At 73.5% G+C, this 26954-nt stretch carries 23 protein-coding genes, 1 tRNA gene and 1 pseudogene; 9 read left to right on the forward strand and 16 right to left on the reverse strand.

Translation table 11 applies throughout. From position 1 onward, the window contains the following. Positions 1–17: 17 nt before the first annotated feature. Both MVA48_RS11805 and MVA48_RS11810 read left to right on the forward strand, forming a co-directional pair. Positions 18–308 carry an STAS domain-containing protein gene (locus tag MVA48_RS11805; RefSeq protein ID WP_246980575.1) on the forward strand — a complete coding sequence of 97 codons (291 nt, stop codon included), beginning with the start codon at positions 18–20 and terminating at the stop codon, positions 306–308. 261 nt (positions 309–569) lie between these two features. Further along, positions 570–1118, forward strand: a complete 549-nt coding sequence (locus MVA48_RS11810; RefSeq protein ID WP_246980576.1) for an AMIN-like domain-containing (lipo)protein — start codon at positions 570–572, stop codon at positions 1116–1118. Positions 1119–1140: 22 nt separating this feature from the next. On the opposite strand, the gene MVA48_RS11815 is transcribed toward MVA48_RS11810, so the two are convergent. Next, complete coding sequence (locus tag MVA48_RS11815) at positions 1141–1470, reverse strand: hypothetical protein (protein ID WP_246980577.1); 330 nt, start codon at positions 1468–1470, stop codon at positions 1141–1143. Beyond that, the gene (gene mca, locus MVA48_RS11820; protein WP_246980578.1) at positions 1467–2354 is read right to left on the reverse strand and encodes a mycothiol conjugate amidase Mca; all 888 of its coding nucleotides are present in this window, start codon (positions 2352–2354) and stop codon (positions 1467–1469) included. The genes MVA48_RS11815 and mca overlap by 4 nt, the downstream gene beginning before the upstream one ends. A 213-nt stretch (positions 2355–2567) precedes the next feature. Here mca and greA point away from each other — a divergent pair, with 213 nt between their 5' ends. Next, positions 2568–3071 (forward strand): transcription elongation factor GreA, encoded by a 504-nt coding sequence (gene greA, locus MVA48_RS11825; protein WP_246980579.1) that lies wholly within the window; start codon positions 2568–2570, stop codon positions 3069–3071. A 20-nt stretch (positions 3072–3091) separates the two neighbouring features. After that, positions 3092–3412 (forward strand): RNHCP domain-containing protein, encoded by a 321-nt coding sequence (locus tag MVA48_RS11830; RefSeq protein ID WP_246980580.1) that lies wholly within the window; start codon positions 3092–3094, stop codon positions 3410–3412. Positions 3413–3454: 42 nt separating this feature from the next. Here MVA48_RS11830 and MVA48_RS11835 read toward each other — a convergent pair whose 3' ends face one another. Then, positions 3455–5518, reverse strand: a complete 2064-nt coding sequence (locus MVA48_RS11835) for a M3 family metallopeptidase (protein WP_246980581.1) — start codon at positions 5516–5518, stop codon at positions 3455–3457. A gap of 20 nt (positions 5519–5538) precedes the next feature. Continuing rightward, positions 5539–6762 carry a threonine ammonia-lyase gene (ilvA, locus tag MVA48_RS11840; RefSeq protein ID WP_246980583.1) on the reverse strand — a complete coding sequence of 408 codons (1224 nt, stop codon included), beginning with the start codon at positions 6760–6762 and terminating at the stop codon, positions 5539–5541. A 78-nt stretch (positions 6763–6840) separates the two neighbouring features. Here ilvA and MVA48_RS11845 point away from each other — a divergent pair, with 78 nt between their 5' ends. The 3 genes from MVA48_RS11845 to MVA48_RS11855 all read left to right on the forward strand — a co-directional run bounded on the left by MVA48_RS11845 (position 6841) and on the right by MVA48_RS11855 (position 10832). Beyond that, positions 6841–8241 (forward strand): sigma 54-interacting transcriptional regulator, encoded by a 1401-nt coding sequence (locus tag MVA48_RS11845; RefSeq protein WP_246980585.1) that lies wholly within the window; start codon positions 6841–6843, stop codon positions 8239–8241. Between the two features lie 54 nt (positions 8242–8295). Then, positions 8296–10287: a VWA domain-containing protein gene (locus tag MVA48_RS11850; RefSeq protein WP_246980587.1), complete on the forward strand. Its 1992-nt coding sequence runs from the start codon at positions 8296–8298 to the stop codon at positions 10285–10287. Between the two features lie 86 nt (positions 10288–10373). Further along, entirely contained in the window at positions 10374–10832 is a 459-nt protein-coding gene (locus MVA48_RS11855) for a GNAT family N-acetyltransferase (RefSeq protein ID WP_246989194.1), read from the forward strand. Here the strand turns inward: MVA48_RS11855 and MVA48_RS11860 are convergent. After that, positions 10801–11967, reverse strand: a complete 1167-nt coding sequence (locus MVA48_RS11860; protein WP_246980589.1) for a DUF2252 domain-containing protein — start codon at positions 11965–11967, stop codon at positions 10801–10803. The genes MVA48_RS11855 and MVA48_RS11860 overlap by 32 nt on opposite strands. Positions 11968–12232: 265 nt before the next feature. On the opposite strand from MVA48_RS11860, the gene MVA48_RS11865 reads away from it, so the two are divergent. Both MVA48_RS11865 and MVA48_RS11870 read left to right on the forward strand, forming a co-directional pair. Beyond that, positions 12233–13255, forward strand: coding sequence for an SGNH/GDSL hydrolase family protein (locus MVA48_RS11865; protein WP_246980591.1), 1023 nt, complete (start codon positions 12233–12235; stop codon positions 13253–13255). A gap of 112 nt (positions 13256–13367) precedes the next feature. Further along, positions 13368–14588: an acetyl-CoA C-acetyltransferase gene (locus MVA48_RS11870; protein ID WP_246980593.1), complete on the forward strand. Its 1221-nt coding sequence runs from the start codon at positions 13368–13370 to the stop codon at positions 14586–14588. Positions 14589–14711: 123 nt separating this feature from the next. Here the strand turns inward: MVA48_RS11870 and MVA48_RS11875 are convergent, their stop codons facing one another. The 11 genes and pseudogenes from MVA48_RS11875 to mfd all read right to left on the reverse strand — a co-directional run bounded on the left by MVA48_RS11875 (position 14712) and on the right by mfd (position 26902). After that, complete coding sequence (locus tag MVA48_RS11875; protein ID WP_246980595.1) at positions 14712–15521, reverse strand: Bax inhibitor-1/YccA family protein; 810 nt, start codon at positions 15519–15521, stop codon at positions 14712–14714. A 145-nt stretch (positions 15522–15666) separates the two neighbouring features. Further along, a tRNA-Leu gene (locus MVA48_RS11880) sits at positions 15667–15740 on the reverse strand. 45 nt (positions 15741–15785) lie between these two features. Beyond that, the gene (locus tag MVA48_RS11885; protein WP_246980597.1) at positions 15786–17201 is read right to left on the reverse strand and encodes an NAD(P)/FAD-dependent oxidoreductase; all 1416 of its coding nucleotides are present in this window, start codon (positions 17199–17201) and stop codon (positions 15786–15788) included. A 10-nt stretch (positions 17202–17211) separates the two neighbouring features. Further along, a pseudogene (locus tag MVA48_RS11895) lies at positions 17212–17762 on the reverse strand (uracil-DNA glycosylase family protein). Between the two features lie 262 nt (positions 17763–18024). Next, positions 18025–18972: a Ppx/GppA phosphatase family protein gene (locus MVA48_RS11900; RefSeq protein ID WP_246980601.1), complete on the reverse strand. Its 948-nt coding sequence runs from the start codon at positions 18970–18972 to the stop codon at positions 18025–18027. Beyond that, on the reverse strand, positions 18969–19469 hold the full coding sequence (locus tag MVA48_RS11905) for a DUF501 domain-containing protein (RefSeq protein ID WP_246980603.1): 501 nt from the start codon (positions 19467–19469) through the stop codon (positions 18969–18971). The genes MVA48_RS11900 and MVA48_RS11905 overlap by 4 nt, the downstream gene beginning before the upstream one ends. Beyond that, positions 19466–20029 (reverse strand): septum formation initiator family protein, encoded by a 564-nt coding sequence (locus tag MVA48_RS11910; protein ID WP_246980605.1) that lies wholly within the window; start codon positions 20027–20029, stop codon positions 19466–19468. Before MVA48_RS11910 ends, MVA48_RS11905 begins: the two co-directional genes overlap by 4 nt. Beyond that, a complete protein-coding gene (gene eno / locus MVA48_RS11915; protein WP_246980607.1) occupies positions 20026–21303 on the reverse strand; it encodes a phosphopyruvate hydratase in 1278 nt (425 codons plus the stop codon). The genes MVA48_RS11910 and eno overlap by 4 nt, the downstream gene beginning before the upstream one ends. 47 nt (positions 21304–21350) lie before the next feature. Further along, complete coding sequence (locus tag MVA48_RS11920) at positions 21351–22262, reverse strand: MazG family protein (RefSeq protein WP_246980609.1); 912 nt, start codon at positions 22260–22262, stop codon at positions 21351–21353. Positions 22263–22266: 4 nt separating this feature from the next. After that, positions 22267–23283 carry a SurA N-terminal domain-containing protein gene (locus tag MVA48_RS11925; protein WP_246980611.1) on the reverse strand — a complete coding sequence of 339 codons (1017 nt, stop codon included), beginning with the start codon at positions 23281–23283 and terminating at the stop codon, positions 22267–22269. A gap of 82 nt (positions 23284–23365) precedes the next feature. Then, positions 23366–26902 carry a transcription-repair coupling factor gene (mfd, locus tag MVA48_RS11930; RefSeq protein WP_246980613.1) on the reverse strand — a complete coding sequence of 1179 codons (3537 nt, stop codon included), beginning with the start codon at positions 26900–26902 and terminating at the stop codon, positions 23366–23368. Positions 26903–26954 lie beyond the last annotated feature (52 nt).

Raw genomic sequence — 26954 nt, forward strand, 5'->3', positions numbered from 1 at the left:
ACTGCCAGGCTGGGTGCATGAGCACCGTTCCCGCGGCGCGCGCCGACGGCCCCGCCATGACCGAGGTGGTCGACTCGTCGCGTGGTGCGGTCCGCGTCAGCGGCCACCTGACCGTGCAGGGGGCGGACCTGCTGCGCGGCACGGTGGAGACCCTGCGCCGTGGCGGACACACTCGGGTGCTCGTCGATCTGCAGGGGGTGCAGGCCGCCGACGCCGCCGGCCTGCACGTCCTGCGCGATGTCGAACGCTCGCTGGCCGCCGAGGGAGCCCGTCTCCTGGTCGACCCGGCCGACGGACTGCTCGGGTGAGCGCCGACGTCGGCACGGGGTGACGTCGGCCAACACCGGGGCGCCCGCCGCGAAGTTCACCGACCGCCGCGATCCGGCGACATGGCGATACATCGACACATCCGCGCGGGCTTCCATGCGACTGAGTGGGCACATGTCGCCAAGCGACACGCCGAGAAATCGGAGTTACTGGACATTTGTGCCCTATCGTGCTAGTCGGCGTGTCGGCGCACCCTGACGAGTGCCACCACCGCCGGTGGCGCACCCGCCAGGAGGCCCGCCATGTCCCGAACCCCGCTCCGCCTTCTCGTCCTCGCCCTCGCCGCGGCGCTCGCGGCCGTCGTCCTCCCCGCCACCGCCCAGGCCGCCCCGTACTGCGGGATCACCTGGGGCTCGGGTGCCAAGCAGGCAGGGAGTTCCGCCCCCGCGATCCGCGGCACCGAGCTGACCGCCGTCCGGGCCGGGCAGCATGCCTGCTACGACCGGTTGGTCCTCGACATCACCGGCAGCACTCGTGTCGCGTCCTACCGCGTGGAGTACGTGCCCGCTGTGCGCGCCGATGGCTCCGGCGCCGTCATCCCCCTGCGCGGCGGTGCATTCCTGCAGATCACCGTCGGTGTGAACAACTACGCCCGCCCGCCGGCCAACTCCGGGAACGTGGCCGACGTCAGCGGCTTCCGGACGTTCCGCCAGGTGGCGGGCGCGGGCAGCTTCGAGGGCTACACCAGCGAGGGACTGGGCGTCCGCGCGCGGCTGCCGTTCCGCGTCTTCACCATCTCCGGGCCCGGCTCGACCGTGCGCGTCGTCCTCGACGTCGCCCACGCCTGGTAGCGCGCGGTCGGCGACCGGCCGGTCAGCCCGCCGAGGGGCTGCCCGGCCGGTCGTCGTCGCGGCGCGGCGGCTCGATGGCGCGGGGGGCGCGCCGGAGGTTCTCGAGCAGGTCCTCCCCCGGCCGGGGACGCGGCTCCAGCAGTTCGGCGGGGGTGTCGGGCACGTGCTCGGTCCGGCCGGCCGCGTCGAAGCTGCGGGGGATCCGCTTCAGGTGCGTGGTCATCGACCGCACGAGCAGGACGACCGCGACGAGCAGCACCAGCATCAGGAGCAGTCCCATGGGCCCGGCCTTGCCGACGTCCTCGGGCGCCTGCTCCTGCTGCCGGGCGAGCACGATCAGGACCTCGTTCATCGCACGGTCACCTCACTGCGGACGCCGGCGAAGAGGTCGTCCTCGGGCACGGGGACGTCGACCAGTGACCGCGCCAGCTCGTAGTCCTCGGTGGGCCACACCCGCTGCTGCACGTCCTGCGGGCAGGCGAACCAGCGGCCCTCCGGGTCGATCTGGGTGGCGTGCGCGATCAGCGCCGCGTCGCGCACGGGGAAGTACTCGGCGCAGGGCACGCGCGTGGTCACCCGATGGGAGATGTCGTGCGCCGGGTCCCAGTTCTCCAGCCACTCGGCGTAGGGCGACTCCGCCCCGCTGGCCAGGATCGCCTCGTGCAGCGCCTTCGTGCGCGGCAGCGTGAAGCTCATGTGGTAGTAGAGCTTGCTCGGCTGCCAGGGCTCGCCGAGTTCGGGATAGCGGTCCGGATCACCGGCGGCCTCGAAGGCGTGCACGGAGATCTCGTGCGTCTTGATGTGGTCGGGGTGCGGATAGCCGCCGCGCTCGTCGTAGGTGGTGATCACCTGCGGCCGGAAGCGCCGGATGAGCGCCACCAGCGGCGCCGCGGCCTCCTCGACCGGCACCAGCGCGAAGCAGCCCTCGGGCAGCGGTGGCAGCGGGTCGCCCTCGGGCAGCCCCGAGTCGACGAAACCGAGGAACTCCTGCTCGACACCCAGGATCTCGCGCGCCCGGGCCATCTCCTCCCGGCGGATCTCGGGCAGCCGCTCCCAGACCTCTGGGCGGTCCATCGCCGGGTTGAGCACGGAGCCGCGCTCGCCGCCGGTGCAGGTCGCCACCATCACGCGCACGCCGTCGGCCACGTACTTCGCCATCGTCGCGGCGCCCTTGCTCGACTCGTCGTCCGGATGCGCGTGGACGGCCAGCAGCCGCAACTGGTCGGGTTCGGTCACCCGGACATTGTCCCCCGTGCCCGGCCGGGGTGGATGTGCGCCAGCTCACCCCGCGATCCGGTACGGTTCCGCATCCCCGGTGGGTCCGCCCCCACCGGACGGCGCATCCGTGCACGGGCACCGAGCCCGGTGTTAGCTTGGCCGGATTGACCAATGGTCGCCCCGCCCGGGGCGAGCACCCATCCTGACCCCTAGTTCCAGGAGTTCCCCCACGTGTCCACCCCGACCGACGAGCAGCACCAGGGCGTCTGGCTCACCCAGGAGGCCCACGACCGGCTGAAGGCCGAGCTCGACCAGTTGGTGGCCGGGCGCCCGGCGATGGCCGCGGAGATCAACGCCCGGCGCGAGGAAGGCGACCTCCGGGAGAACGGCGGCTACCACGCCGCCAAGGACGAGCAAGGCAAGCAGGAGGCCCGCATCCGGCAGCTGACCGACCTCCTGCGCAAGGCGCGGGTCGGCGACGCCCCCAAGACGGCGACGAACGCGGAACTGGGCACCGTCATCACCATCCGGTTCGCCGGCGACGACGACACCGAGAAGTTCCTGCTCGGCTCCCGGGAGATCGCCGGGACGACGGACCTCACGGTGTACTCGCCGGAGTCCGCGCTGGGCTCGGCGATCATGGGGGCCGCCCCCGGCACCACGGTGACCTACCAGGCGCCCAACGGCCGCGACATCAGCGTCGAGGTCGTCGCGGTCGAGCCGTTCGTCCCCTGAGCCGGACGCGCCCCGGTCACGTGGCCCGCTCCCGGCGAGCGGAGAACACCGGTTTCCGCTGCGTGCACTGCGGGCTGCAGGTGCCGGCCAACACCGACGGGCACTACCGCAACCATTGCCCGTTCTGCCTGTGGTCGCTACACGTCGACGAGCTGCCCGGCGACCGGCGGAGCGACTGCCGGCAGCCCATGGAGCCCGTCGGTCTGGTCGAGAAGTCGGGCAAGGGCTGGCAGGTGGTGCACCGCTGCACGGCGTGCGGCCACCGCCAGCCCAACCGGCTGGTCCGCGAGGGCGACAGCCCCGACGACCTCGACCTCGTGCTGCAACTCCCCTGGCTGTGAGCGGAGTGCCACGGGCGCGGAATCCGCGCCGTGGCACTCCGATCAGGCGACCGGGGCGAGGCCGCGACGGCGGAGCAGCGGCATCGGGTCGGCGTCCCGACCGCGGACGGCGCGGAACGCGGCCAGCGGGTCGACCGAGCCGCCCACCGACAGCAGGCGGCCGCGGAAGGTGTCGCCGTTCTCGCGACGCAGGCCACCGTTCTCCTTGAACCACTCCACGGTGTCGGCGTCGAGGACCTCCGACCAGATGTAGGAGTAGTACCCGGCCGCGTACCCACCCGCGAAGATGTGCTGGAAGTAGGTCGTCCGGTAGCGCGGCGGCACCAGCGGGTGCGCGACACCGGCCGCCTCCAGCGCCCGCTGCTCGAACGTGATCGGGTCCCCGATCTCGGTCTCCGGCGTGATCCGGTGCCACGCCTGGTCGAGCAGGGTCGCGGCCAGGTACTCCAGGGTGGCGAAGCCCTCGCCCCACAACTGGGCGGCGTCGATCGCCTTGACCGCGTCGTCGGCGAGCGGCTCGCCGGTCTCCACGTGCTTCGCGTAGTGGGCGAGCACGTCCGGCCAGAGCGCCCACATCTCGTTGACCTGGCTCGGGAACTCGACGAAGTCCCGCGGAACGGCCGTACCGGAGAACCGCGGGTAGGTGACCGCCGAGCTCAGCCCGTGGAGGGCGTGGCCGAACTCGTGGAAGAGCGTGTTCACCTCGTCCAGGGTCAGCAGCGTCGGCTGGCCGTCGGCGGCGCGCGAGACGTTGAGGTTGTTGACGACGACGGGCTGTCCGCCCAGCAGCCGCGACTGGCGCACGAACGAGCTCATCCAGGCGCCACCGCGCTTGCCGTCACGGGCGAAGAAGTCGCCGAGGTACAGCCCCACGGCCCGGCCGTCGGCGTCGCCGACCTCCCACACCCGCACGTCGGGGTGGTAACCGGCCAGATCGGGCCGCGGCGTGAACGTGTAGCCGTAGAGCAGCTCGGCGGCGTGGAAGACGCCGTCGACCAGGACCCGGTCCAGTTCGAAGTACGGCCGCAGCGCCGTCGTGTCGACCGCGTAGCGCTCGGCGCGCACCTGCTCGCTGTAGAACGCCCAGTCCCAGGGAGCAAGCTCGACACCGTCTCGCGCCGCGACCGCGCGGAGGATGTCGGCCTCGGCGTTCGCGTTCGCCACCGATGCCGGGACCATCGACGCCAGCATCTCGTCCACCGCCGCCGTCGTGCGGGCGGTGGAATCGGCCAGGACGACGTCGGCGTGGGTGTCGAAGCCCAGGAGCCGGGCCCGCTCGGCGCGCAGCCGCGCGATCCGCTCGGCCACCGGCCGGTTGTCGTGGTCCCCCGCCGACGCCCGGCCCAGCGAGGCCTCGAACACCCGCTGCCGGAGCGCCCGGTTGCGCAGCTTGGCCAGCAGCGGCTGGCCGCTCGGCAGGAGCAGGGTGATCAGGTAGCCCTCCCCGCCCCGGTCGGCCGCCGCCGTCGCGGCGGCGGCGATCGCCTCGTCGTCCAGGCCGTCGAGCTCGGCGGCGTCGCCCACTGAGATCGCCGCGGCCTCGGTCGCCAGCTGGAGGTTCTGCCCGAACGTCGTCGACAGGGTCGAGATCTCCTGGTTGAGCTGGGTCAGCCGCTCCCGGCCGGCCACGTCGAGCCCGGCGCCGGCCAGCACGAAGTCCAGGTGGTAGCGCTCGACGAGGCGCACCGCTTCGTCGTCCAGGCCGGCGTCGTGCCGGGTGTCGTGGACGGCGTCGATCCGGGCGAACAGCGCGGGGTCGAGCCGGATGGCGTCGTCGTGCGCCGCCTCCAGCGGCGCGATCTCGCGCTCGATCTCGCGCATCCGCGGCGTCGACACCGACGAGGTGAGGTTGCCGAACACGTTCCACGCGCGAGTGAGCAGCGCGCCGGACCGCTCGAGCGCGACGATCGTGTTGTCGAACGTGGGCGGCTCGGTCGACCCGACGATCGCGGTCACCTCGGCCCGCTGCTCGGCCATACCGGCCAACAGCGCCTCACGGCAGTGCTCGGGCGTGATGTCGCCGAACGGCGGCAGGCCGAAGGGCAGGCCCGACGGCTCGGCCAGCGGGTTGTCAGGGGACACGGGGGAGCTGCCGGTCGCGTTCATCGCCGCCCATCCTGCACCGGTCAGCCCGGCGTGACCGCGTAGCCCGCCCGCGTGAGCGCCGCGCACACCTCCGCCGCGTGGTCCGGACCGCGGGTCTCGAGGACCACGAAGACCTCCACCTCGCCCACGTGCAGGCTGGTCGACGTGCGCTCGTGCTCCACCTCGAGCACGTTGGCGCCGACGGCGGCCAGCTCGGCCAGCACGGCCGCGAGCGAGCCGGGGCGGTCAGGCACCCGGAGGCTGAGCGACAGGTAGCGACCGGCCGCCGCCATGCCGTGCTGCACGACCTTGAGCAGCAGCACGGGGTCGATGTTGCCGCCGGACACGACGGCGACCACCGGAGGCGCGAAGGCCGCCGGGTCGGCGAGGACGGCGGCCACCGCGGCCACGCCGGCCGGCTCGACGACCATCTTGGCGCGCTCCAGGCAGAACAACAGCGCCTGGGAGAGATCCTCCTCGCTCACCGTGCGCACCTCGTCGACCAACCCGGCGACGTGGGCGAGGGTGAGGTCGCCGGGGGCGGCGACCGCGATGCCGTCGGCCATCGTCGCCATCGCCTCGAGGGCCACCGGACGGCCGGCGGCCAGCGAGCCGGGGAAGCAGGCGGCCGTCTCGGCCTGGACGGCGACGATCCGGACGTCGGGACGGCGGGCGCGCACCGCCGCCGCGATGCCGGAGACGAGCCCGCCACCTCCCGCGCCGACCACGACCGTCTCCACGTCGGGGCAGTCGTCGAGCAGTTCCAGCCCGACCGTGCCCTGCCCGGCGATCACGTCGGGGTGGTCGAACGGGTGGATGAACACCGCCCCGCTGCGCTCGGCGTGATCGGTCGCGGCCGCCAGCGCCTCGGTCAGCGTCGGCCCGCCGAGGTGGATCTCGGCGCCGTACGCGCGGGTGGCGGCGACCTTGGGCAGCGGCGCGGCGTCGGGCATGAAGACCGTGGCCTTCGTGCCGAGCAACCGAGCGGCGAGGGCCACGCCCTGCGCGTGGTTCCCGGCGCTGGCGGCGACCACCCCGCGGGCGCGCTCGGCGTCGGTCAGCCGGGCGATGCGGGCGTAGGCGCCGCGGATCTTGAACGACCCGGTGCGCTGCAGGTTCTCGCACTTGAGCCAGACCGGACCGCCGACACGGTCGGCCAGGCCCCGGGAGTGCCAGAGCGGCGTGCGCCGGACGACGCCGGCCAGCAGGGTCGCCGCGGCCGCCACGTCGGCACCGCTGACGAGAGGGACCTCGGGCTCGGGCATGTCCGGATCATCGCAGCAGGAACACCGTCGTCCTCCGGACGACACCGCGGGGAGCCAGGTCGTCGTACCTTTGGCGAGGTGAGCGACCTGGCTCCCCCAGCCACCCCCTCCCCCGCCCCGACGACCCTCGGCGCCCTCCGCGAGAGCGGCGCCACCTTCCGGCCGGTGAAGGCCGAACTCCGCGCGAACCTGCTCGCCCGGCTGGGCTCCGGGCAGCCCAGCCTCCCCGGCATCGTCGGGTTCGAGGACACCGTCGTCCCCGAGGTGGAGCGGGCCCTCATCGCCGGGCACGACCTCGTCCTGCTCGGCGAGCGTGGCCAGGGCAAGACGCGGCTCATCCGCACGCTGGTCGGCCTGCTCGACGAGTGGACGCCGGTCCTGGTCGGCAGCGAGCTCAACGAGCACCCGCTGCACCCCATCAGCGTCTGGGCCCACCGGCAGATCGCCCAGCACGGCGACGCCACCCCGGTCGGCTGGCTGCACCGCAGCGACCGCTTCGGCGAGAAGCTGGCCACGCCGGACACCAGCGTCGGCGACCTCATCGGCGACGTCGACCCGATCAAGGTGGCCGAGGGACGCACCCTCGGCGACCCGGAGACCGTCCACTACGGCCTGGTGCCCCGCACCAACCGCGGCATCTTCAGCATCAACGAACTGCCCGATCTGGCCGAGCGCATCCAGGTCGCGCTGCTCAACGTGCTCGAGGAGCGCGACATCCAGATCCGCGGCTACCGGGTGCGGCTGCCCCTGGACCTGCTGCTGGTGGCCAGCGCCAACCCGGAGGACTACACCAACCGCGGGCGGATCATCACCCCGCTCAAGGACCGCTTCGGCGCCGAGGTCCGCACCCACTACCCGATCGAGCTCGCCGACGAGATCCGGCTGCTGCGCCAGGAGGCGCACACCTCCGGGCTGGGCGACGGCCACCTGGACCACCCGCTGGTCCCCGACCACCTGGTCGAGATCATCGCCCGGTTCACCCGGCTGGTCCGCGAGTCCAACCACGTCGACCAGCGCTCCGGCGTCAGCGCTCGCTTCGCCATCGCCGGGCTCGAGACGGTCACCGCGTCAGCGGTCCGCCGGGCCGCGATCGCCGGGGAGAGCCGACCGGTGGCCCGGGTGGTCGACCTGCCGAGCGTCGTCCCGGCCAGCCGGGGCAAGGTCGAGTTCGCCGACTCCGGGTCCGACCCCGACGACGAGCGCGAGATCGAGGTCCTCGAGCACCTGCTCCGGCAGGCCACCGCGCAGACCTTCCGGGCGCGGTGCGCCGGCCTGGACCTGACCGGGCTGCAGGAGCACTTCACCGGCGGGGAGACCGTCGAGTCCGGCGAGCTCGTCCCGGCCCCGGCGCTGCTGGGCCAGCTGGGCACCATCCCCCGCCTGGCGGAGCTGCTGGGCGGCTCGGCGTGCCCGAGGGCGAGCACTCCGCCGAGCAGGCGGCCGCCGCGGTCGAGTTCGCCCTGGAAGGTCTGTACCTGACCCGACGGCTGGCCAAGGACACCGACGGCACGCGCACGGTCTACGGAGCCTGACGTGGCGCAGCGGGCCCCGCGGGGCTACCGGTACGGCCGCTGGCGGGGCGGACCCGACCCGCTGGCCGCGCCCTACGACCTCGGCAACGCCGTCGACGAGATCGGTGACTCGGTGCTCGGCGGGAGCGGCGTGCGCGAGGCGCTGCGGGAACTGCTGCGCCGGGGCACCGAGGGTCGGCGCGGCCTCGACGAGCTGCGCCGGTCGGTCCGCGAGCGGCTGCGCCAGGCCCGCACCGCCGGACGCATGGACGGCACGCTCCAGGAGGTCCGCGAGCTGCTGGACAGGGCGCTCACCGCCGAGCGGCGCGCGCTGTTCCCCGACCCGGACGACTCCGCGCGGCTGGCCGAGGCGGAACTCGACGCGCTGCCCGACGACACGGCCGGCGCCGTCCGGGCGCTCAAGGACTACCCGTGGCGCTCCGACGAGGGCCGGCAGGCCTACGAGCAGATCCAGGACCTCCTGCGCCGCGAGGTGCTCGACAGCTCCTTCGCCTCCATGAAGCAGGCGCTGGAGAACGCCTCGGCCGCGGACATGCAAGCGGTCAAGGACATGGTCGCCGACCTGTCGCAGCTGCTCGATGCGCACAATCGCGGCGAGGACACCGACCAGCAGTTCCGCGACTTCATGGACAGGCACGGGCAGTTCTTCCCGGATGACCCCCAGTCCATCGAGGAGCTGATCGACTCCCTCGCCCGCCGCGCGGCCGCCCAGGAACGCATGATGGCCGGCCTCTCCCCCGAGCAGCGGGCCGAGCTCGCCGACCTGATGGCGCAGACGATGTCGGACATGGGGCTGGCCAGCGAGATGGCGCATCTCCAGGACGCGCTGCGGCAGGCCCGGCCCGACCTGCCCTGGGGGCAGCGCGGGCAGGTTCCCGACGGCGAGCAGTCGCTCGGCATGGGCGACGCGACCAGCGCGGTGGCCGAGCTCGCCGACCTCGAGGCCCTGTCCAGCCAGCTGTCGCAGGGGTACGCGGGGGCCTCGCTGGCCGACATCGACGAGGAGCTGCTCGAGCGCGCCCTCGGCCGCCCGGCGGTCGACGACCTCGCCGCGCTGCGCCAGCTGGAGCGGGAGCTCGAGCGGCAGGGGTACCTCAACCGGTCCGACGGCCGGCTCGAGCTCTCCCCCAAGGCCGTGCGCCGGCTCGGGTCCACCGCGCTGCGACGGGTGTTCGCGAAGCTGCAGTCCACCGGCCGCGGCGAGCACGACGTCGCCGACGCCGGCGCCGCCGGGGAACTGACCGGCGGCTCGCGGGAGTGGCGGTTCGGCGACGAACAGCCGCTGGACGTCGTCCGGACGGTGCGGAACGCCGTCCTGCGGACGGCGCACGAACCGCGCGCCGAGCACGACCGGCACGTCCGCATCGCCGTCGACGACTTCGAGGTCGTGGAGACCGAGCGGCGCACCGGCGCGGCGGTGGCGCTGCTGGTCGACCTCTCCTACTCGATGGCGCTGCGCGGCACGTGGGGCGCGGCGAAGTCGACCGCCATGGCGCTGCACTCGCTGGTGACCACCCGCTTCCCGCAGGACGCCATCCAGATCATCGGCTTTTCCTCGACCGCGCAAGTGCTGCGCCCGGAGACCCTCGCCGAGCTGTCGGTCGACACGCTGCAGGGCACCAACCTGCAGCACGGGATGATGCTGGCACGACGGTTCCTGGCCAGGCACCGGGACGCCGAGCCGGTGGTCCTGGTGGTCACCGACGGCGAGCCGACGGCGCACCTGGAGGACGACGGGACGCCGTTCTTCTGCTGGCCGCCGATGCCCGAGACCATCGCCCGGACGGTGGCCGAGGTCGAGCGGGTGGCGCGCACGGGTGCGACGGTGAACGTCTTCGCCCTCGACCCCGACCCGGGGCTGGTGCACTTCGTGCACGACCTGACCCAGCGCGCCGGCGGCCGGGTGTTCCAGCCGGACTCCGAGCACCTGGGCGAGTACGTGGTAGCGGACTATCTGCGCGCCCGCCGCGGCCGGGGCCGGCACCCCCGCTAGCCCTGAGCCGAAACCGCGGTTTCGGCTCCGGTTCCCGGGGGCCAAAACCGCGGTTTCGGCTCAGGGAGACTGGGACTGTGAGCGGGATGCGCGTCGACGAGGTGCCGGCCGAGGCGACGTACGCCCTGCGCGGGGCGGTGCTGCGGCCGGACGGCGGCGACATCGTCTGGCCCGGCGACGAGGACCCGACGACCTTCCACCTGGGCGCCATGATCGACGACCGCGTCGTCGGCGTCGTCCGGTTCTCCCCCGTCCCCTGCCCGTGGCGGCCGCTGGCGCGGGCGGCCTGGCAGCTGCGCGGCATGGCCACCGAGGTCGCCGTACGCGGCAGCGGGGCCGGCCGGGCGATGGTCGAGGACGGGCTGCGGCGCGTGGCCGAGCGCGGCGGCGACGTCGTGTGGTGCGACGCCCGCGTGTCCGCCGTCGGGTTCTACGAGCGGATGGGCTTCGAGGTCGTCACCGGCGAGTACGACAAGCCGGGCATCGGCCCTCATCGCGGGATGCTGCGCGACCTCACACCGGCGGATGGTTCCCGCTCGGGCTGATCCCCGGGATGGCACCGGCGCGGAAGGCGTCGACGAACCGCCGGTGGTCCTCCTGGGTCTGCCGGGCGTAGTCGTGGGCGAACTGCACCAGGTCGGCGACGAACTCCTCGCGGCGGCCGGCCATCATCGCGCTGATCGCCTCCTCCGTCTGGAAGGGCACCAGCGTGTGGTCGCTGTCGGCGTCGCCCACGCAGTGCAGCTTCGCCGTCGCCTTGCCCAGCTGGGCCATCACCGGCCGGATCTGATCGGGCTCGGTCAGGTCGTCCCAGTCGAGGTCCAGCTCGTAGGGCGAGAGCTCGGCGACCACGAACCCGGTGCCGCGCAGATCGGTCCAGCCGAGGAACTGCGACGCGTTGGCCTGCAGCGCCCGCTGGCTCACCGCCGTCCGGTGCCCCTCGTGCTCGAAGTACTCCCGGATCCCCGGATCGGTGACCACGCGGCTGGGGGCCGGGACGTTGCCCTGCTTGATGGACAGGACGACGTCGTTCTCCAGAGCCTGGTCGTACCCCTCGAGCAGCACGTTGTAGGCGGGCAGGCCGGCGCTGCCGATGCCGAAGCCGCCGGTCGCGATGACGTCCTTGACCTCGTACGCGACGTCGCGCCGCCGCCGGGGCGGGACGACGGTGGACAGGTACCTCTCCAGAGCGGCGGTCACCTCGACGCGCTCGGCGTCCTCGAGCCGCCGGTTCTGCGGCCGGTCGGCGAAGCGCCGCTCGTGCTCCTGCACGACGGTGAACCGCTGCAGCAGGCCGACGCGGGTGCGGGTCGCCGTCTCGAGGATGACCTCGCGGACCGCCCCCTCCGTGTTGTCCCGCACGAGCGCGAAGGAGCGGTCCTCGTCGGAGCGGGTGAAGGCCTCGACCTGGTCGAGGTACGCCCGCAGGTAACCGCCGACGAGCTCCCCGATCACGTCGTCGGAGAATGCCTTGCGCCAGGCGAGCAGCGCGAAGCTCGCGGCGAAGCGGCGCAGGTCCCAGGACACGTGCCCGAGGTAGGCCTCGTCGAAGTCGTTGACGTCGAAGACGATCCGGCCGGCGCTGTCCATGTAGGTGCCGAAGTTCTCGGCGTGCAGGTCGCCCTGGATCCACACCCGCGACGTCCGTTCGTCGCACCAGCGATCCTCGGTCGTCGCCATGTCCGCGTAGAACAGGCAGGCACTCCCCGGTAGAACGCGAAGGGGTCGGCGGCCATCTTCCGGAACTTGGTCCGGAAGGCGTCCGCATCAGCCGCCATGAGGTCGGAGAAGGCGTCGACCAGGACATCCACGATCAGCTGGGATCGCTTGTCGAGGGGTGTGCGTTGGGTCACACCAGGGGGTGATGAGGCCACATGTTGCACCGTAGAGGGCCGATAACCTCCAGAAGGAGGTCTCCGGTGACGACCGAGGTGGGGAGGTACGCGTGGCGCGGACGGCGACGGCATGGTGGTGGCTGAAGGCTGCCACGGCCTCCGGTGGCGGCGTCGCCGTCGGCGGCGTCGCCCTCGCCGCCCTGCTGCGCGAGGAGGCCCGGGCCGCCCGGCGCAAGGTCGAGGGACGCGGCGTCAAGCAGGACCCTCCCTCGGGCGACGGCCTCTACGGGCATCGCCGCGGCAAGCCGCTGGTCCTCGCCGTCCTCGGCGACTCCACGGCCGTCGGCCTGGGCGTGGAGCGCGCGTCGGAGACGCCCGGGGTCCTCGTCGCCGCGGGGCTGGCCGAGCTGGCCGAGCGGCCGGTGCGACTGGTCCGGCTGGCGGTCTCGGGGGCCGAGTCGTGCGAGCTCGAGCCGCAGGTGGACCGGGCGCTGGCCGAGCAGCCCGACGTCGCCCTGATCATGATCGGCGCCAACGACGTCACCACGCGGACCAAGACGGCAGTGTCGGTGCGCCACCTCGAGGACGCGGTGAAGCGGCTCGTGGCCGCCGGTTGCGAGGTGGTCGTCGGCACCTGCCCCGACCTCGGCACGATCCGGCCGATCGCCCAGCCGCTGCGGCTGCTCGCCCGCAAGTGGAGCCGGGAGCTGGCCGAGGCGCAGACGATCGCGGTCGTCGAGGCCGGTGGCCGCACGGTGTCGCTGGGCTCGCTGCTGGGGCCGACGTTCGCATCCGACCGCACCATGTTCAGCAAGGACGAGTTCCACCCCAGCGCGCTCGGCTACGCGCAGGCGGCTGCCGTGCTGTTGCCGTCGGTGGCCGACGCGGTGGGCGTGTGGCCCGCGTCGGCCGACCGGGGCGTGCGGCCGATCCGCCGCGGCACGGTCCGCCCGGTCGCCGAGGCCGCTGCCAAGGCGGCGAGCCGGACCGGTACGGAGGTCCAGCCGGCCGAGGTCCGGGGCTCCGACACCGGCCCGTGGGGCCCGTGGGCGCTGCTGCGCCGGCGCCGTCCACCGGAGATCCCGACGCCCGAGGAGGCCGAGGAGTCGGCCGAGGCATCGGTCGGCGCATAGCGCCCTCCGGCCGTCCTGGGCGCCCGGGGCGGGCCGCTTACCCCGGAGTAGTTTCGGGGGCGACCCGTCGTCCGGCGACCCGCGACCGGACCCGCCTCATCGTGGAGGACCCATGCCCGAAGCCGTCATCGTCGCGACCGCGCGCTCGCCCATCGGCCGTGCGTTCAAGGGCTCGCTGAAGGACCTGCGTCCCGACGACCTGACCGCCACCATCGTCCGGGCCGCCCTCGACAAGGTGCCGGCCCTCGACCCCGCCGACATCGACGACCTGATGCTCGGCTGCGGCCTGCCCGGCGGCGAGCAGGGCTACAACATGGGTCGCGTCGTCAGCGTCCTGCTCGGCATGGACCACCTGCCCGGGACGACGATCACCCGCTACTGCTCCTCCTCGCTGCAGACCACCCGCATGGCCATGCACGCGATCAAGGCCGGCGAGGGCGACGTCTTCATCTCCGCCGGCGTCGAGATGGTGTCCCGCTTCGTCAAGGGCAACAGCGACGGCCTGCCCGACACCGAGAACCCGGTGTTCGCCGACGCCCAGGCCCGCGTCGCGAAGGTCGCCGAGAGCGGCGCCGACTCGTGGACCGACCCGCGCGAGAACGGCGACCTCCCCGACATCTACATCGCCATGGGCCAGACCGCGGAGAACCTGGCACTGCTCAAGGACGTCACTCGCCAGGACATGGACGAGTTCGCCGTCCGCAGCCAGAACCTCGCCGAGCAGGCGATCAACGACGGCTTCTGGGAGCGGGAGATCACCCCGGTCACCACGCCCGACGGCACCGTCGTCAGCAAGGACGACGGCCCGCGCGCCGGCACCACGCTGGAGGGCATCTCCGGTCTCAAGCCGGTGTTCCGCCCCGACGGCCGGGTCACGGCCGGCAACGCGTGCCCGCTCAACGACGGCGCCGCCGCGGTGATCGTCATGAGCGACACCAAGGCCCGCGAGCTGGGGCTCACCCCGCTCGCCCGCATCGTCTCGACGGCGGTCACCGGCCTGTCGCCCGAGATCATGGGCTACGGCCCGGTCGACGCGTCGAAGCTGGCTCTGCAGCGGGCCGGCATGACCATCGCGGACATCGACCTGGTCGAGATCAACGAAGCCTTCGCCGCCCAGGTGATCCCCAGCTACCGCGACCTGGACATCGACATCGACAAGCTCAACGTGCACGGCGGCGCGATCGCCGTCGGGCACCCGTTCGGCATGACCGGCGCCCGCATCACCGGCACGCTGATCAACGGGCTGCAGACTCGGGACAAGACCTTCGGGCTGGAGACCATGTGCGTCGGTGGCGGCATGGGCATGGCGATGGTCCTGGAGCGCCTCAGCTGAACCACCCGCGGGCCGGAACCGCGGTTCCGGCCCCCGGGAACCGGAGCCGGAACCGCGGTTTCGGCTGGAACGACGAAGGCCCGGCCCCCTCGCGGGGACCGGGCCTTCGTCGGTCGTCCGGGTCTACTCGCGGAAGTAGCTGAGCAGCCGCAGGATCTCGATGTAGAGCCACACCACCGTGACCAGCAGGCCGAAGGCGATGTACCAGGCGAACTTCGCCGGGGCGCCGCGGCGGATCGCCTCGTCGGCCAGGTCGAAGTCCAGCAGCAGCAGGAACGCCGCGATGCCGATCATCACCAGGCTGAACACGATCGCCAGCGGGCTGCCGTCGCGCAGGCCGAGACCGTCCTCCATGAAGAAGTAGGCCACGAAGTTGGCCAGCATCAGCACGAGGGCACCGATCAGGGCGCCGACGACCCAGCGGGTGAGCTTGGGGGTCACCCGGATGGCGCCGGTCTTGTAGATCAGCAGCATGCCGCCGAAGACACCGAAGGTGCCGATCAGCGCCTGCACCACGATGCCGGGGTAGATGGTGTTGAACGCCTCGCTGATCGCGCCCAGGGCGACGCCGTACAGAGCGCCGTAGGACAGCGTCGCGACCGGGCTGGCGATCTGCTTGAACGCGATCACCAGGCCGAGGACGAAGGCGACGAGCACCGCCGGGAGCGCGAGGCCCCAGGCAGCCTGGCCCGGCAGCGCCCACACGGCCGCGGCCGCGAGGACGGTGACCAGGAACGACATGCCCGTCTTGGCGACGACGTCGTCCATCGTCAGGTAACGCGTGGTGGTCGCCGCGTACGGCGCCGGAGCGGCGTACGGGTCGTGCTGCGTCGGCGCACCGTACTGAGGCTGGGGCTGGCCCCAGCCGGCGTACTGCTGCTGGCCGCCGCCGGGCGTTCCGAGTCCCCGGAACGCCGGGTTGCTGCTGGGCATCGTCATCTCCCTGAGGTGACTGGTCGGTCCGTGGAGCCCACGATGCGCACTCCACTCGGTCAGGTCAACGCCCCAGGCCCCCTGGACGTTCCGGCGTGTCGCAGGTTCCTCCGCACGGGGGTCCCGGCGACGCGGACGCGGGCGGTGCCCCCGGTCGGATTCGAACCGACACTGGGACCCTTTTAAGGGGCCTGCCTCTGCCGATTGGGCTACGGGGGCGTCTCGCGCACGCTAGCCGGAACCGCCCGCGACGCTCCGCACGCCTCAGCCGGCGCGCTGATCCGTGGCGGTCTGCTCGTGGCGACCGGTCCCGGGGGGCGGCAGCTGACCGGCACGGCCGGTGTTGGCGGCGAAGACGAACTCGCGGCGCGGGTCCTGCAGCTGCCCCAGCGAGATGACCTCCCGGCTGAACAGCGACGCCATCGTCCAGTCGGCGATCACCCGTGCCTTGCGGTTGAACGTGGGCACGCGACTGACGTGGTAGGTGCGGTGCATGAACCAGGCCGGCCAGCCCTTGAGCTTCACCCCGTAGACCTGGGCGACGCCCTTGTGCAGGCCGAGGCTGGCCACCGAACCGACGTAGGCGTGCCGGTAGGGCACCGGCGGCTCCCCGCGGAGGACGGCGACGACGTTGTCGGCGAGCCGCTTGGCCTGGCGGACGGCGTGCTGCGCATTGGGCGCGGTGGTCGCCTCCGGGTCGTCCTTGGTCAGGTCGGGGACGGCGGCGAGGTCGCCGGCTGCCCATGCGCCCTCGAGGCCCTTCACCTGCAGGGTCGCCTCGCACACCACCCGGCCGCGACCGTCGATGGGCAGGTCGGTGGCCGCCAGCACCGGGTTGGGTTTGGTCCCCGCCGTCCACACCAGGGTGTCGCTGGGGAACTCCTCGCCGTCGCTGAGCCGGACCAGGCAGTCGTCCGACACCGACTCCAGGCGGGTGTTGAGCCGGATGTCCATGCCGCGGGCGGTCAGCTGGCGCACCGTCCAGGCGGCCATGTCGAGGTCGACCTCGGGCAGGATCCGGCCCATCGCCTCGACCAGCACCCAGCGCATGTCCGACGGCGACAGCCGCGGGTAGTAGTGCTCGATCGCGTAGCGGGCCATGTCCTCGAGCTCGGCGAACGCCTCGACGCCGGCGTAGCCGCCCCCGACGAAGGTGAACGTCAGCGCCCGCTGCCGCACGGCCGGGTCGTCGGTGGAGCTCGCGGCGTCCAGCCGGGCCAGCACGTGGTTGCGCAGGTAGATCGCCTCGCCGACGTTCTTGAACCCGATGCCGTGCTCCGCCAGCCCGGGGATGGGCAGCGTGCGCGCCACCGAACCGGCCGCCATGACCAGGACGTCGTAGCCGATCTCGAACGGCTTGCCCTCGACGGGAGCGATGCGCGCACGCCGCTCGGCGTGGGTGAGGCCGGTGAGCGCGCCGGTGATGACGCGGCAGTGCCGCAGCGTGCGGCGCAGGGGGACGACGACGTGCCGCGGCTCCACCGAGCCGGCCGCCGCCTCGGGCAGGAACGGCTGGTAGGTCATGTGCGGCTGCGGGTCGACGACCACGATCTCGGCCCGCCCGCGGGAGAGCTTCTTCTGCAGCCGCAGGGCGGTGTAGAGGCCGACGTAACCACCTCCGACCACCAGGATCACCGGTCGGTGGGACTCGGGGGGACGGCCTGTCGTCGGCTGTGCCATGCGGCAGAGCCTAGGCCCGCGCGAGCTCCGTGGCGCGGCTGAGGACGGCGTCCAGCATCGGCTCGGTGAGCCGCCCGGTGAAGGTGTTCTGCTGGCTGACGTGGTAGCAGCCCAGGAGGGTCAGCGGGCCGGCCGGGCCGGTCAGCTCGACCTCGACGCCGTGCCCGAAGGCGGGGCGGGGGCGCGGCACCGCGTAGCCGGCGGCGGCCAGCACCGGCCACAGCGCCGTCCAGCCGAAGCCGCCGAGCACCACGACCACCCGCAGCCGCGGGAGCAGGGCGAGTTCCCGCGCCAGCCACGGGTTGCAGGTGTCGCGCTCCTCCGGGGTGGGGGCGTTGGCGGCGGCGCGCAGCGGACCGAGGCGGCGACGCGGACGTCGGTCAGCTCCAGCCCGTCGCCGATGTGCGTGGACGTCGGCTGGTTGGCCAGCCCCGCCCGCCAGAGCGCCGCGAAGATCCAGTCACCGCTCCGGTCGCCGGTGAACACCCGACCGGTCCGGTTGCCGCCGTGCGCGGCCGGCGCCAGCCCGACCACCGCGATCCGCGCGTCCGCCGGGCCCATCCCGGGCACCGGCCGCCCCCAGTAGTCCCAGTCCCGGAACGACGCCCGCTTGACCCGGGCGACCTCCTCCCGCCACGCGACCAGCCGCGGGCAGGCGTAGCAACCGGAGATCCGGCTGTCGAGCGTGGCCAGGTCGCGCGTCGACCGGGCGGAGCGCACCACGCCCGCCGGTGTCCGCGTCAGGGGAAGCCCCCTGCGTCGCGGCCCCGACGCAGGGGCCCGCGGCGAGCCGGCGAGCCGTGGGGGGCGTCGGGGTCCTTCATCAGCGCGCCAGGCGGAGGGCGATGCCGTCGAGGATGTCGTGCTCGCTGACGACGACCTCGCCGAGGCCGAACTCGTCCATGAGCACCCGCAGGATCAGTGCGCCGGCTCCGATGACGTCGACCCGGCCCGGATGCATGACCGGCATCGCCGCTCGCCGCGCGCGCGTGGCCGCCAGCAGGTCATCGGTGACCGCCCGCACGTCCTCGACCGGGATGCGCGAGCCGTGGATCGCCTCGTCGTCGTAGGCCGGCAGCTTCAGGGCCAGCGCCGCGACCGTCGTCACGGAGCCGGCGAGGCCCACCAGGCTGGTGGCCTCCGCGACGGGTACCGCGGCCTCGACCTGCGCCAGCGCCGCCCGGATGTCGTCCTCGGTCCGCCGGACCTGCTCGGCCGTCGGCGGGTCCCCGTGCAGGTGGCGTTCGGTCAGCCGCACGCACCCGATGTCGACCGAGCGGGCGGCACGCACGCCGTCGGCGTCGCCGAGGACGAACTCCGTCGACCCGCCGCCGATGTCGACGACCAGGAACGGCGCGGACGGCGGTTCGTCGCCGTGCGCCCGGGCGGCCGCGTCCAGCGAGGCGGTCGCCCCCAGGAAGGAGAGCTCGGCCTCCTCGCGGCCGGTGATGACGTCCGGCCGCTGCCCGAGGGTGGCCACCACCATGTCCTCGAAATCCTGGCGGTTGACGGCGTCGCGGGTGGCGCTGGTGGCCGCCATCCGGACCGCGATGGCACCGAGGTCCCGGGCCTGCTGCGCGTACTCGGCGAGCACCTTCCGGGTGCGCTCGATAGCCTCCGGCGCCAGGCGGCCGGTCGCGTCGACGCCCTGGCCGAGGCGCACGACCTCCATGCGGCGCAGCAGGTCGGTGTGCGCACCGTCGGCGGGTACGTCGGCGACCAGCAGGCGGATCGAGTTGGTGCCGCAGTCGATCGAGGCGACCCGCGTCATGACTGCTCCGGACCGGCGCACGGCCCGGCCGCCCACCACTGCCCCATCTCGGCGACCGCCCGGTCGCCGATGGGGTTGACGCCGGGGCCGGCGGCGAGCGCGTGGCCGGCCAAGGCGTGCAGACACTTGACCCGGTCCGGCATCCCGCCCGCGGTCATGCGCGTCGGCAGCACGTCCCTTGCGTCGCGGGCGGCGAGGTACTGCTCGTGCGCGGCCAGGTAGGCCCCCGCGAGCTCCGGATCCGTGGCCAGCTCGTCCTGCCACTCCCGCATCCGACCCGCGGACTCGAGCCGGCTCGCGGCCGCCGTGGCCCGCGGGCAGGTCAGGTAGTACAGCGTGGGGAACGGCGTGCCGTCCTCCAGCCGGGGCGAGGTCTCGACGACGTCGGGCTGACCGCAGGGGCACCGGTGGGCGACGGCGACGAGGGCGCGCGGGGGACGGCCGAGCTGACGTCCGACCACCGCGCGGTCGTCGTCGGAGACGGGCTCGCTCGTCATCCGTCGGCGTCGGAGATCGACTCGAGCAGCCCGTCGTACCAGGTGGTCGGGTCCGGGTCCGCCGCCTCTCCTCCGTCCGCCGCGTCGTCCCCCTCGACGGTCTCCCCGTCGGCCACGATGACCAGCCGGTCACCGGGCAGCACGTAGGTCAGCCGCTCACGCGCCTGGCGGGCGGCGTAGGCGGGATCCGCCTGCCGCTCCAGCTGCGCCTGCAGCTCCTCGACACGCTCGTCGAGCTCCTGCCCCTCGGCGGCCAGCCGTACCAGCTCCGCCCGGCCGGCCACGTACTGGCGGATCGGCCCCGCGAGGGTGAGCGCCAGCAGCAGGACCAGGGCGCCGAGCAGCACCGCCCGCCCGGTGAAGAGCGGACGGCGGCGGGCCGGGCCTCCCGTGCCGGTGCGCGCCGTCCGCCGTCCGGGGCGCCGCTGGGCCGGCCGGCGGGAGGCGTTGCTCCGCAGGCCGGTGCGCACCGGCCGCGTGGAGTGGACGCGGGGAACCCGGCCGGTCACGCGTCGGCCGTCGCCCGGGGCCGCCCCCCGGCGGCCGCGGACGCTGCTCATCCAGCCAGCCGCGGGAAGGCACCCGCGCCGGCATAGCGCGCCGCGTCGTCGAGCTCCTCCTCGATCCGCAGCAGCTGGTTGTACTTGGCGACCCGCTCGCTGCGGGCCGGGGCACCGGTCTTGATCTGACCGCAGTCGGTGGCGACGGCGAGGTCGGCGATCGTGGTGTCCTCGGTCTCGCCGGAGCGGTGGCTCATCATGCAGCGGTAGCCGTTGCGGTGGGCCAGGTTGACCGCGTCGAGGGTCTCGGTGAGCGTGCCGATCTGGTTGACCTTCACCAGCAGGGCGTTGGCCGCGCCGCGGGCGATGCCGTCGGCCAGGCGGGTCGGGTTGGTGACGAACAGGTCGTCGCCGACGATCTGCACCCGGTCGCCGAGGACGTCGGTGAGCGAGATCCAGCCGTCCCAGTCCTCCTCGGACAACGGGTCCTCGATCGAGACGATCGGATAGGCGTCGACCAGTCCGGTGTAGTACTCGGTCATCTCGCCGGCGGAGAGCTTCCTGCCCTCGAACGCGTAGGCGCCGTCCTCGTCGAACTCGGTCGCAGCGACGTCGAGCGCGAACGCGATGTCGGTGCCGACCGAGTAGCCGGCCTTCTCGACCGCCCGGACGATGAGGTCCAGGGCAGCCCGGTTGCTCGACAGGTTCGGGGCGAACCCGCCCTCGTCGCCGAGGCCGGTGGCCAGTCCGTCGGACTTCAGCACCGACTTCAGCGCGTGGTAGGTCTCGGTGCCCATGGCCAGCGCCTCGGCGAAGGTGCCGGCGCCGATCGGGGCGATCATGAATTCCTGGACGTCGACGTTGCTGTCGGCGTGGGCGCCGCCGTTGAGGATGTTCATCATCGGCACGGGCAGCACGTGCGCCGAGGGGCCGCCGACGTAGCGGAACAGCGGCAGGCCGGCGGAGTCCGCGGCCGCGCGGGCCACGGCGAGGCTCACGCCGAGGATCGCGTTGGCGCCCAGGCGGGACTTGTCGGGCGTCCCGTCGAGGTCGAGCAGCCGCTGGTCGACCAGCCGCTGCTCGCTGGCCTCGTAGCCGACCAGCTCGGGGCCGATGACGTCGAGGACGCCGTCGACCGCCTTGGTCACGCCCTTGCCGCCGTAGCGCTCACCGCCGTCGCGGAGCTCCACGGCCTCGAAGGCGCCGGTCGAGGCGCCACTGGGCACCGCCGCGCGGGCGATGGTCCCGTCGTCGAGGGCGACCTCGACCTCCACGGTGGGGTTTCCGCGCGAGTCGAGGATCTCCCGCGCGCCTACGGCGTCGATGCTGGGCACGGGGGCAGCCTAGTCAGCCGTACGCGCGGGAGTCGTCCGCCTCGCCCTCACTCCCCCGGTGGGCGGGCGGCGGCCTCGGCGTCGAGCTCTCCGGCGTACCGGCGCACGGCCTCGCGAAGCGCGTCCTCGACGTCCCAGCCGCGCTGCTCCGCGGCGGTCACCACGGAGAGCAGCCGCTCCCCGAGCTCCTCCGGGCTGCGCGCCGACAGCTGGGCCGGCTCGGGGATCGCCAGCCCGGCCCGCCCGGCCCGGCGCACCAGCGCGGCACCCCATGCGGCGGCCGGCTGCGACCGGGACACGCCCTCGGTCGGTGACCGGCGCTGCTTCTCCGCCTTCTTGATCTCCTCCCACCCGGCCTCGACCTGCGCGACGTCCCGCGGTCCGGCGTCCCCGAACACGTGCGGATGCCGGCGCACCAGCTTGTCGACCAGGTCACCGGCGACGTCGTCGACGTCGAATCGCCGGTCGGGCGCGGCCTCGGCGGCCACCCGCGCGTGGAACACGACCTGCAGCAGGACGTCGCCGAGCTCCTCGCGCATGGCCGCCGGGTCGTCGTCGACGATCGCGTCGTAGGCCTCGTGCGCCTCCTCGAGGAGGTAACCCCGCAGCGAGGTGTGGGTCTGCTCGGCGTCCCACGGGCAGCCGCCCGGCGAGCGCAGCCGGTCCATCACGGAGGCGACCTCCAGCAGCCGGGCGCCGGGGGGCTCGGGAGCGCCGGGCACCACGGGCACGCCGGCGGGCGCCTCGTCCGGCGCGGTGAGGACCACGACGTCACCGGCCAGCCCGTCGAGCGAGGCCAAGTCGGCGACGTCCCAGCCCTCCGCCCGCAGCGCCGCTGCCGTGCCCGCGGCACCCGGCAGCGCCGCCAGCGGCGCTCCCGACGAGATCGCCCGCCAGCCGGCGGGGCGGAGCAGGCCGGGGAGGCGAGGGCTGACGGTGACGGCGAGCGCGACGGGCACCCGGTCAGTCTCCGTGACCGGGACGAGGGCTACTCGGCGGCTCCGCCGCGATGTCGTCGTCCTCGAGCAGGTCCACCACGCCGCCCTCGTCGGGCACCAGGCGGAACCCGTCGAGCACGCCGAACCGCGGGTTGACGGTGATCTCGAGGTCGTCCTGCACCTCGGTCACCAGCTCGCCGGCCGCCGCGTCGACCTCGTCGGCGGCCGTGGCCTCCAGCTGCGGCCGGAGCTCCTCGAACGGCGGGTAGACCAGGCCCTCGACGAAGGTGACGACCACGCCGCCGGTCTCGGGGACGGGGGTGGCGAAACCGCTGCCCGGCTCGGCGGTCGTGATGCCCTCGGCGAGCACCGACGGCAGCTCGTCGGCGCCCCGCTCCTCCAGCGCCGGCAGCGTGTAGGCGCCGGGGTACTGCGCCGCAATGGTCGGGTAGGCGGCAGGTGTGGCGGTGATCTGGGCCAGGACGGCGGTGGCCGTCGCCTCGTCCGGCACGGCGATGTAGCCGAAGGAGTACTCGGCGAAGTCGCCCTTGATCTCCTCGTACCGAGCCCGCAGCGCCTCGACGCCCAGTGGGTCGGCGCGGCCCTCGGCCTCGGCGACGGCCCGGCGGATCAGCCGCTGGCGGACGCTCTCGAACACGTCGGCGCGCCCGATGCCCTGCTGCGCCAGGTCACCGAAGACGGTGTCGGGGTCGCCGTCGCCGAGCAGGTCGTCGATCTCGGCCCGGACGTCGTCGCCGTCGACCTCGACGCCGTAGCGGGCGGCCACCTCGGTGTACACCTGCTCCTGCACGAGCACGGTGAGCACCCGGCGGGTGAAGGCGTCCTGGTCGGCGGCCACCGCGGCGGCGACGGTCTCGTCCTGCGTCCGCTCGTCCATGGCGGCCTCGAGCTCGGCCACGGTGATCTGCTCGTCGCCCACGTACGCGGCGACGTTGGGCGAGGTCCGGCAGGCGGTCAGCCCGAGGGGGACGGTCAGCAGGAGCCCGGTGACGACCATCCGGGCGGCGCGACGCTTCAGCACGACGGCGAGGTTGCCACATCGGCAGCGACCTCCGCCGCAGGCGGAGTGGGAGGGGCGCACTTTCCGCGCCCTGGCACTCCGCTCAGCTGGCCGCGGCGACCGGGGTCTCCAGGACGGCGGTCAATGTGGCGTGCAGGTTCTCCAGCAGTGCGACGTCGCGCAGCGGCGTGCGGCGGTCGGGGCCGACGGGCACCTTCAGCGAGATGGTCTCCACCGCCGCCTTGTACGAGGCGCCCTCGGCCAGGCGGGCCAGCCGCATCTGCTTGGACTCCGGCAGCGCGACCGGGCTGATCCGGATCGCGCGACCCTGCAGCGACACCTCGGTGATGCCGAGCGCCCGCATCGCCACCCGGAACCGGGCGACCGCGACCAGGTTGAGCACCGGCGCGGGCGGGGCGCCGTACCGGTCGGTGAGCTCGTCGAGCACGGCCTGCGCCTGGGCGTCGTCCTGGATCGAGGCGACCTTGCGGTAGGCCTCCATGCGCAAGCGCTCCCCCGGCACGTAGTCGTGCGGGAGGTGGGCGTCGACCGGCAGGTCGACCCGGACCTCGACCGGCTCCGCCGGGGCCGACTCACCGGTGACCTGGGCGCGGTAGTCGGCCACGGCCTCGCCGACCAGCCGGACGTAGAGGTCGAATCCCACGCCGGCGATGTGGCCGGACTGCTCGCCGCCGAGCAGGTTGCCCGAGCCGCGGATCTCGAGGTCCTTCATGGCCACCGCCATGCCGGCGCCGAGGTCGGTGTTGTGCGCGATGGTCGTCAGCCGGTCGACCGACGTCTCGGTCAGCGTCCGGGTCGGGTCGTAGGTGAAGTACGCATAGGCGCGCTCGCGGCCACGGCCCACGCGGCCGCGGATCTGGTGCAGCTGGGACAGACCGAAGGTGTCGGCCCGGTCGACGATCAGCGTGTTCGCGTTCGGGATGTCGAGGCCGGACTCGACGATCGTGGTCGAGACCAGGACGTCGTACTCCTTCTCCCAGAAGCCGACCATGATCTTCTCGAGCTCGTGCTCCTTCATCTGGCCGTGGCCGACGGCGACGCGGGCCTCGGGCACCAGGTTCCGGATCTTCGCCGCCGCCTTGTCGATCGACTGGACCCGGTTGTGGATGACGAAGACCTGGCCGTCGCGCAGCAGCTCCCGGCGGATCGCCGCGGCCATCTGCTTGTCGTCCCACGCGCCCACGTAGGTCAGCACCGGGTGCCGCTCCTCCGGCGGGGTGAGGATCGTCGACATCTCGCGGATGCCGGTCAGCGACATCTCCAGCGTGCGCGGGATCGGGGTGGCGGACATCGACAGGACGTCGACCGCCGTCCGCATGGTCTTCAGGTACTCCTTGTGCTCGACGCCGAAGCGCTGCTCCTCGTCGACGATCACCAGACCCAGGTCCTTGAACCGCGTCGTCGGCTGCAGCAGCCGGTGGGTGCCGACCAGGATGTCGATCTCGCCGCGCGCGAGCTCCTCGATGATCTGCCGCGACTCGGCGTCGGACTGGAACCGGGAGAGGACGGCGACCCTCACCGGGAACTGCGCGACCCGCTCGGAGAACGTCTTGAAGTGCTGGTTCGCCAACAGCGTCGTCGGCACCAGCACGGCGACCTGCTTGCCGTCCTGGACCGCCTTGAACGCCGCGCGCACGGCGATCTCGGTCTTCCCGTAGCCGACGTCGCCGCAGATGATCCGGTCCATCGGCACCGGCTGCATCATGTCGGCCTTGACCTCGTCGATGGCCGCGAGCTGGTCGGGGGTCTCCTGGAACGGGAAGGCGTCCTCGAGCTCCCGCTGCCAGACGGTGTCCGGCCCGAACGTGTGGCCCTTGGTCGCCATGCGCGCGCTGTAGAGCCGGATGAGCTCCGCGGCGATCTGCTTGACCGCCTTGCGGGCCTGCCCCTTGGTCTTCTGCCAGTCGGCGCCGCCCAGCTTCGACAGCGCCGGGCTCTCCCCGCCGACGTACCGGGTCAGCTGGTCGAGGGCGTCGGTGGGCACGAACAGCCGGTCCGGCGGCTGGTTCCGCTTGCTCGGCGCGTACTCGACGATCAGGTAGTCGCGCTGGCCGCCGTTGACCGTGCGGCTGACCATCTCGACGTAGCGGCCGATGCCGTGGTGCTCGTGGACGACGAGGTCCCCCGGTTGGAGCTGCACCAGGTCGACGGCGTTGCGCCGCCGGGCGGGCATCTTGACCGCCTCCCGCATGGTGGCGCCGCGCTGCCCGGTGAGGTCGTGCTCGGTGAGCAGCGCCAGCCGCACGCCGGGGAAGGCGAAGCCGCTCTCCAGGGTGCCCTGCGTGACGTAGGTCAGCCCGCCCTCCGGCGCGGCCGCGACGTCCGGGACCAGCCGCACGCCGAGGTCGGCCTCGGCGAACTGGTCGGCCGCGCGCTGCGCCGGGCCCGGCCCGGCGAAGGTGACGACCACGCGCCAGCCGTCGCGGGTCCAGTCGCGCACCTGCTCGACGGCCTTGGGCACGTCACCCGAGAACCGGTCGACCACCGTGGCGTCGAGGGTGACGTGCTCGTCGTCGTCCCCGAGGGTGAAGGCGCCCGTGGTCCACCACGGCAGGCCGCGGATGCGGGCGGCGGTCTCGACCTCGGCCAGGTCGCGGAAGGACGACGCCCCGAGGTCGATCGGCGCCTGACCGGCCTCCGCCGCGGTGGCCCACGACGCGGCGAGGAACTCCTCCGCCGTGCGCACCAGGTCGGCGGCGCGGCTGCGCACCCGCTCGGGGTCGCACACCAGCACGTGCGTGCCGCGAGCCACCAGGTCGGTCAGCAGCTGCATGTCCCCCGGCACGAGCACCGGGATGAGCGACTCCATGCCCTCGACGGCGATGCCCTCGGCCAGCTTGCCGAGGATCTCCGCGAGCTCGGGGTGCTCGACGGCCAAGGCGGCCGCGCGCTCGCGGACCTCAGGCGAGAGCAGCAGCTCGCGGCACGGCGGCGCCCACAGCCGTTCCGGCCGCTCGTCCAGCGAGCGCTGGTCGGCGGCGGAGAAGTAGCGCAGCTCGTCGACCTCGTCGCCCCAGAACTCCACGCGCACCGGGTGCGGTTCGGTCGGCGGGAACACGTCGAGCAGGCCGCCGCGAACGGCGAACTCGCCGCGCTTCTCGACCAGCTCGACCCGGGTGTAGGCGGCGTCGAGCAGCGCGCGGGCGACGTCGTCGAGATCGGCCTCCGCGCCGGGCCGCAGCTCCACCGGGACGAGGTCGCCCAGGCCGGGGGCGAGGGGCTGCAGGACGCTGCGCACCGGCGCGACGAGGACGTCGACCCCACCGTTCTCGCCGGGATGGGTCAGGTCGCGGAGCACCGCGAGCCGCCGGCCGACGGTGTCGGCGCGGGGACTCAGCCGCTCGTGGGGCAGCGTCTCCCAGGCGGGGAACGTCTCGACGCGCCGGCCGGGGACGACGCAGCGCAGGAAGTCGGCGACCCCTTCTGCGTCCCGCTCCCCCGCGGTGACCACGAGGACCGGCACACCCGCGCCCGGCTTCTGCGCCGCCAGCGCCGCGGCGACCAGCGGCTGCGCGGGCGGCGGCGCGGTGACGGCGAGCGTCGCGTTGCCCGCCGAGCCGACCACGCGCGCCATGCCGGGGTCGGTGAGGACGACGTCGAGCACGCCGCGCAAGGTCACGCTGTATCTCTCCTGGGATCGGGAGGCCGCACACGTGCCGCGGAATGCAGCA

This window comes from Blastococcus sp. PRF04-17 (assembly GCF_023016265.1).
Taxonomy (GTDB): Bacteria; Actinomycetota; Actinomycetes; order Mycobacteriales; family Geodermatophilaceae; genus Blastococcus_B.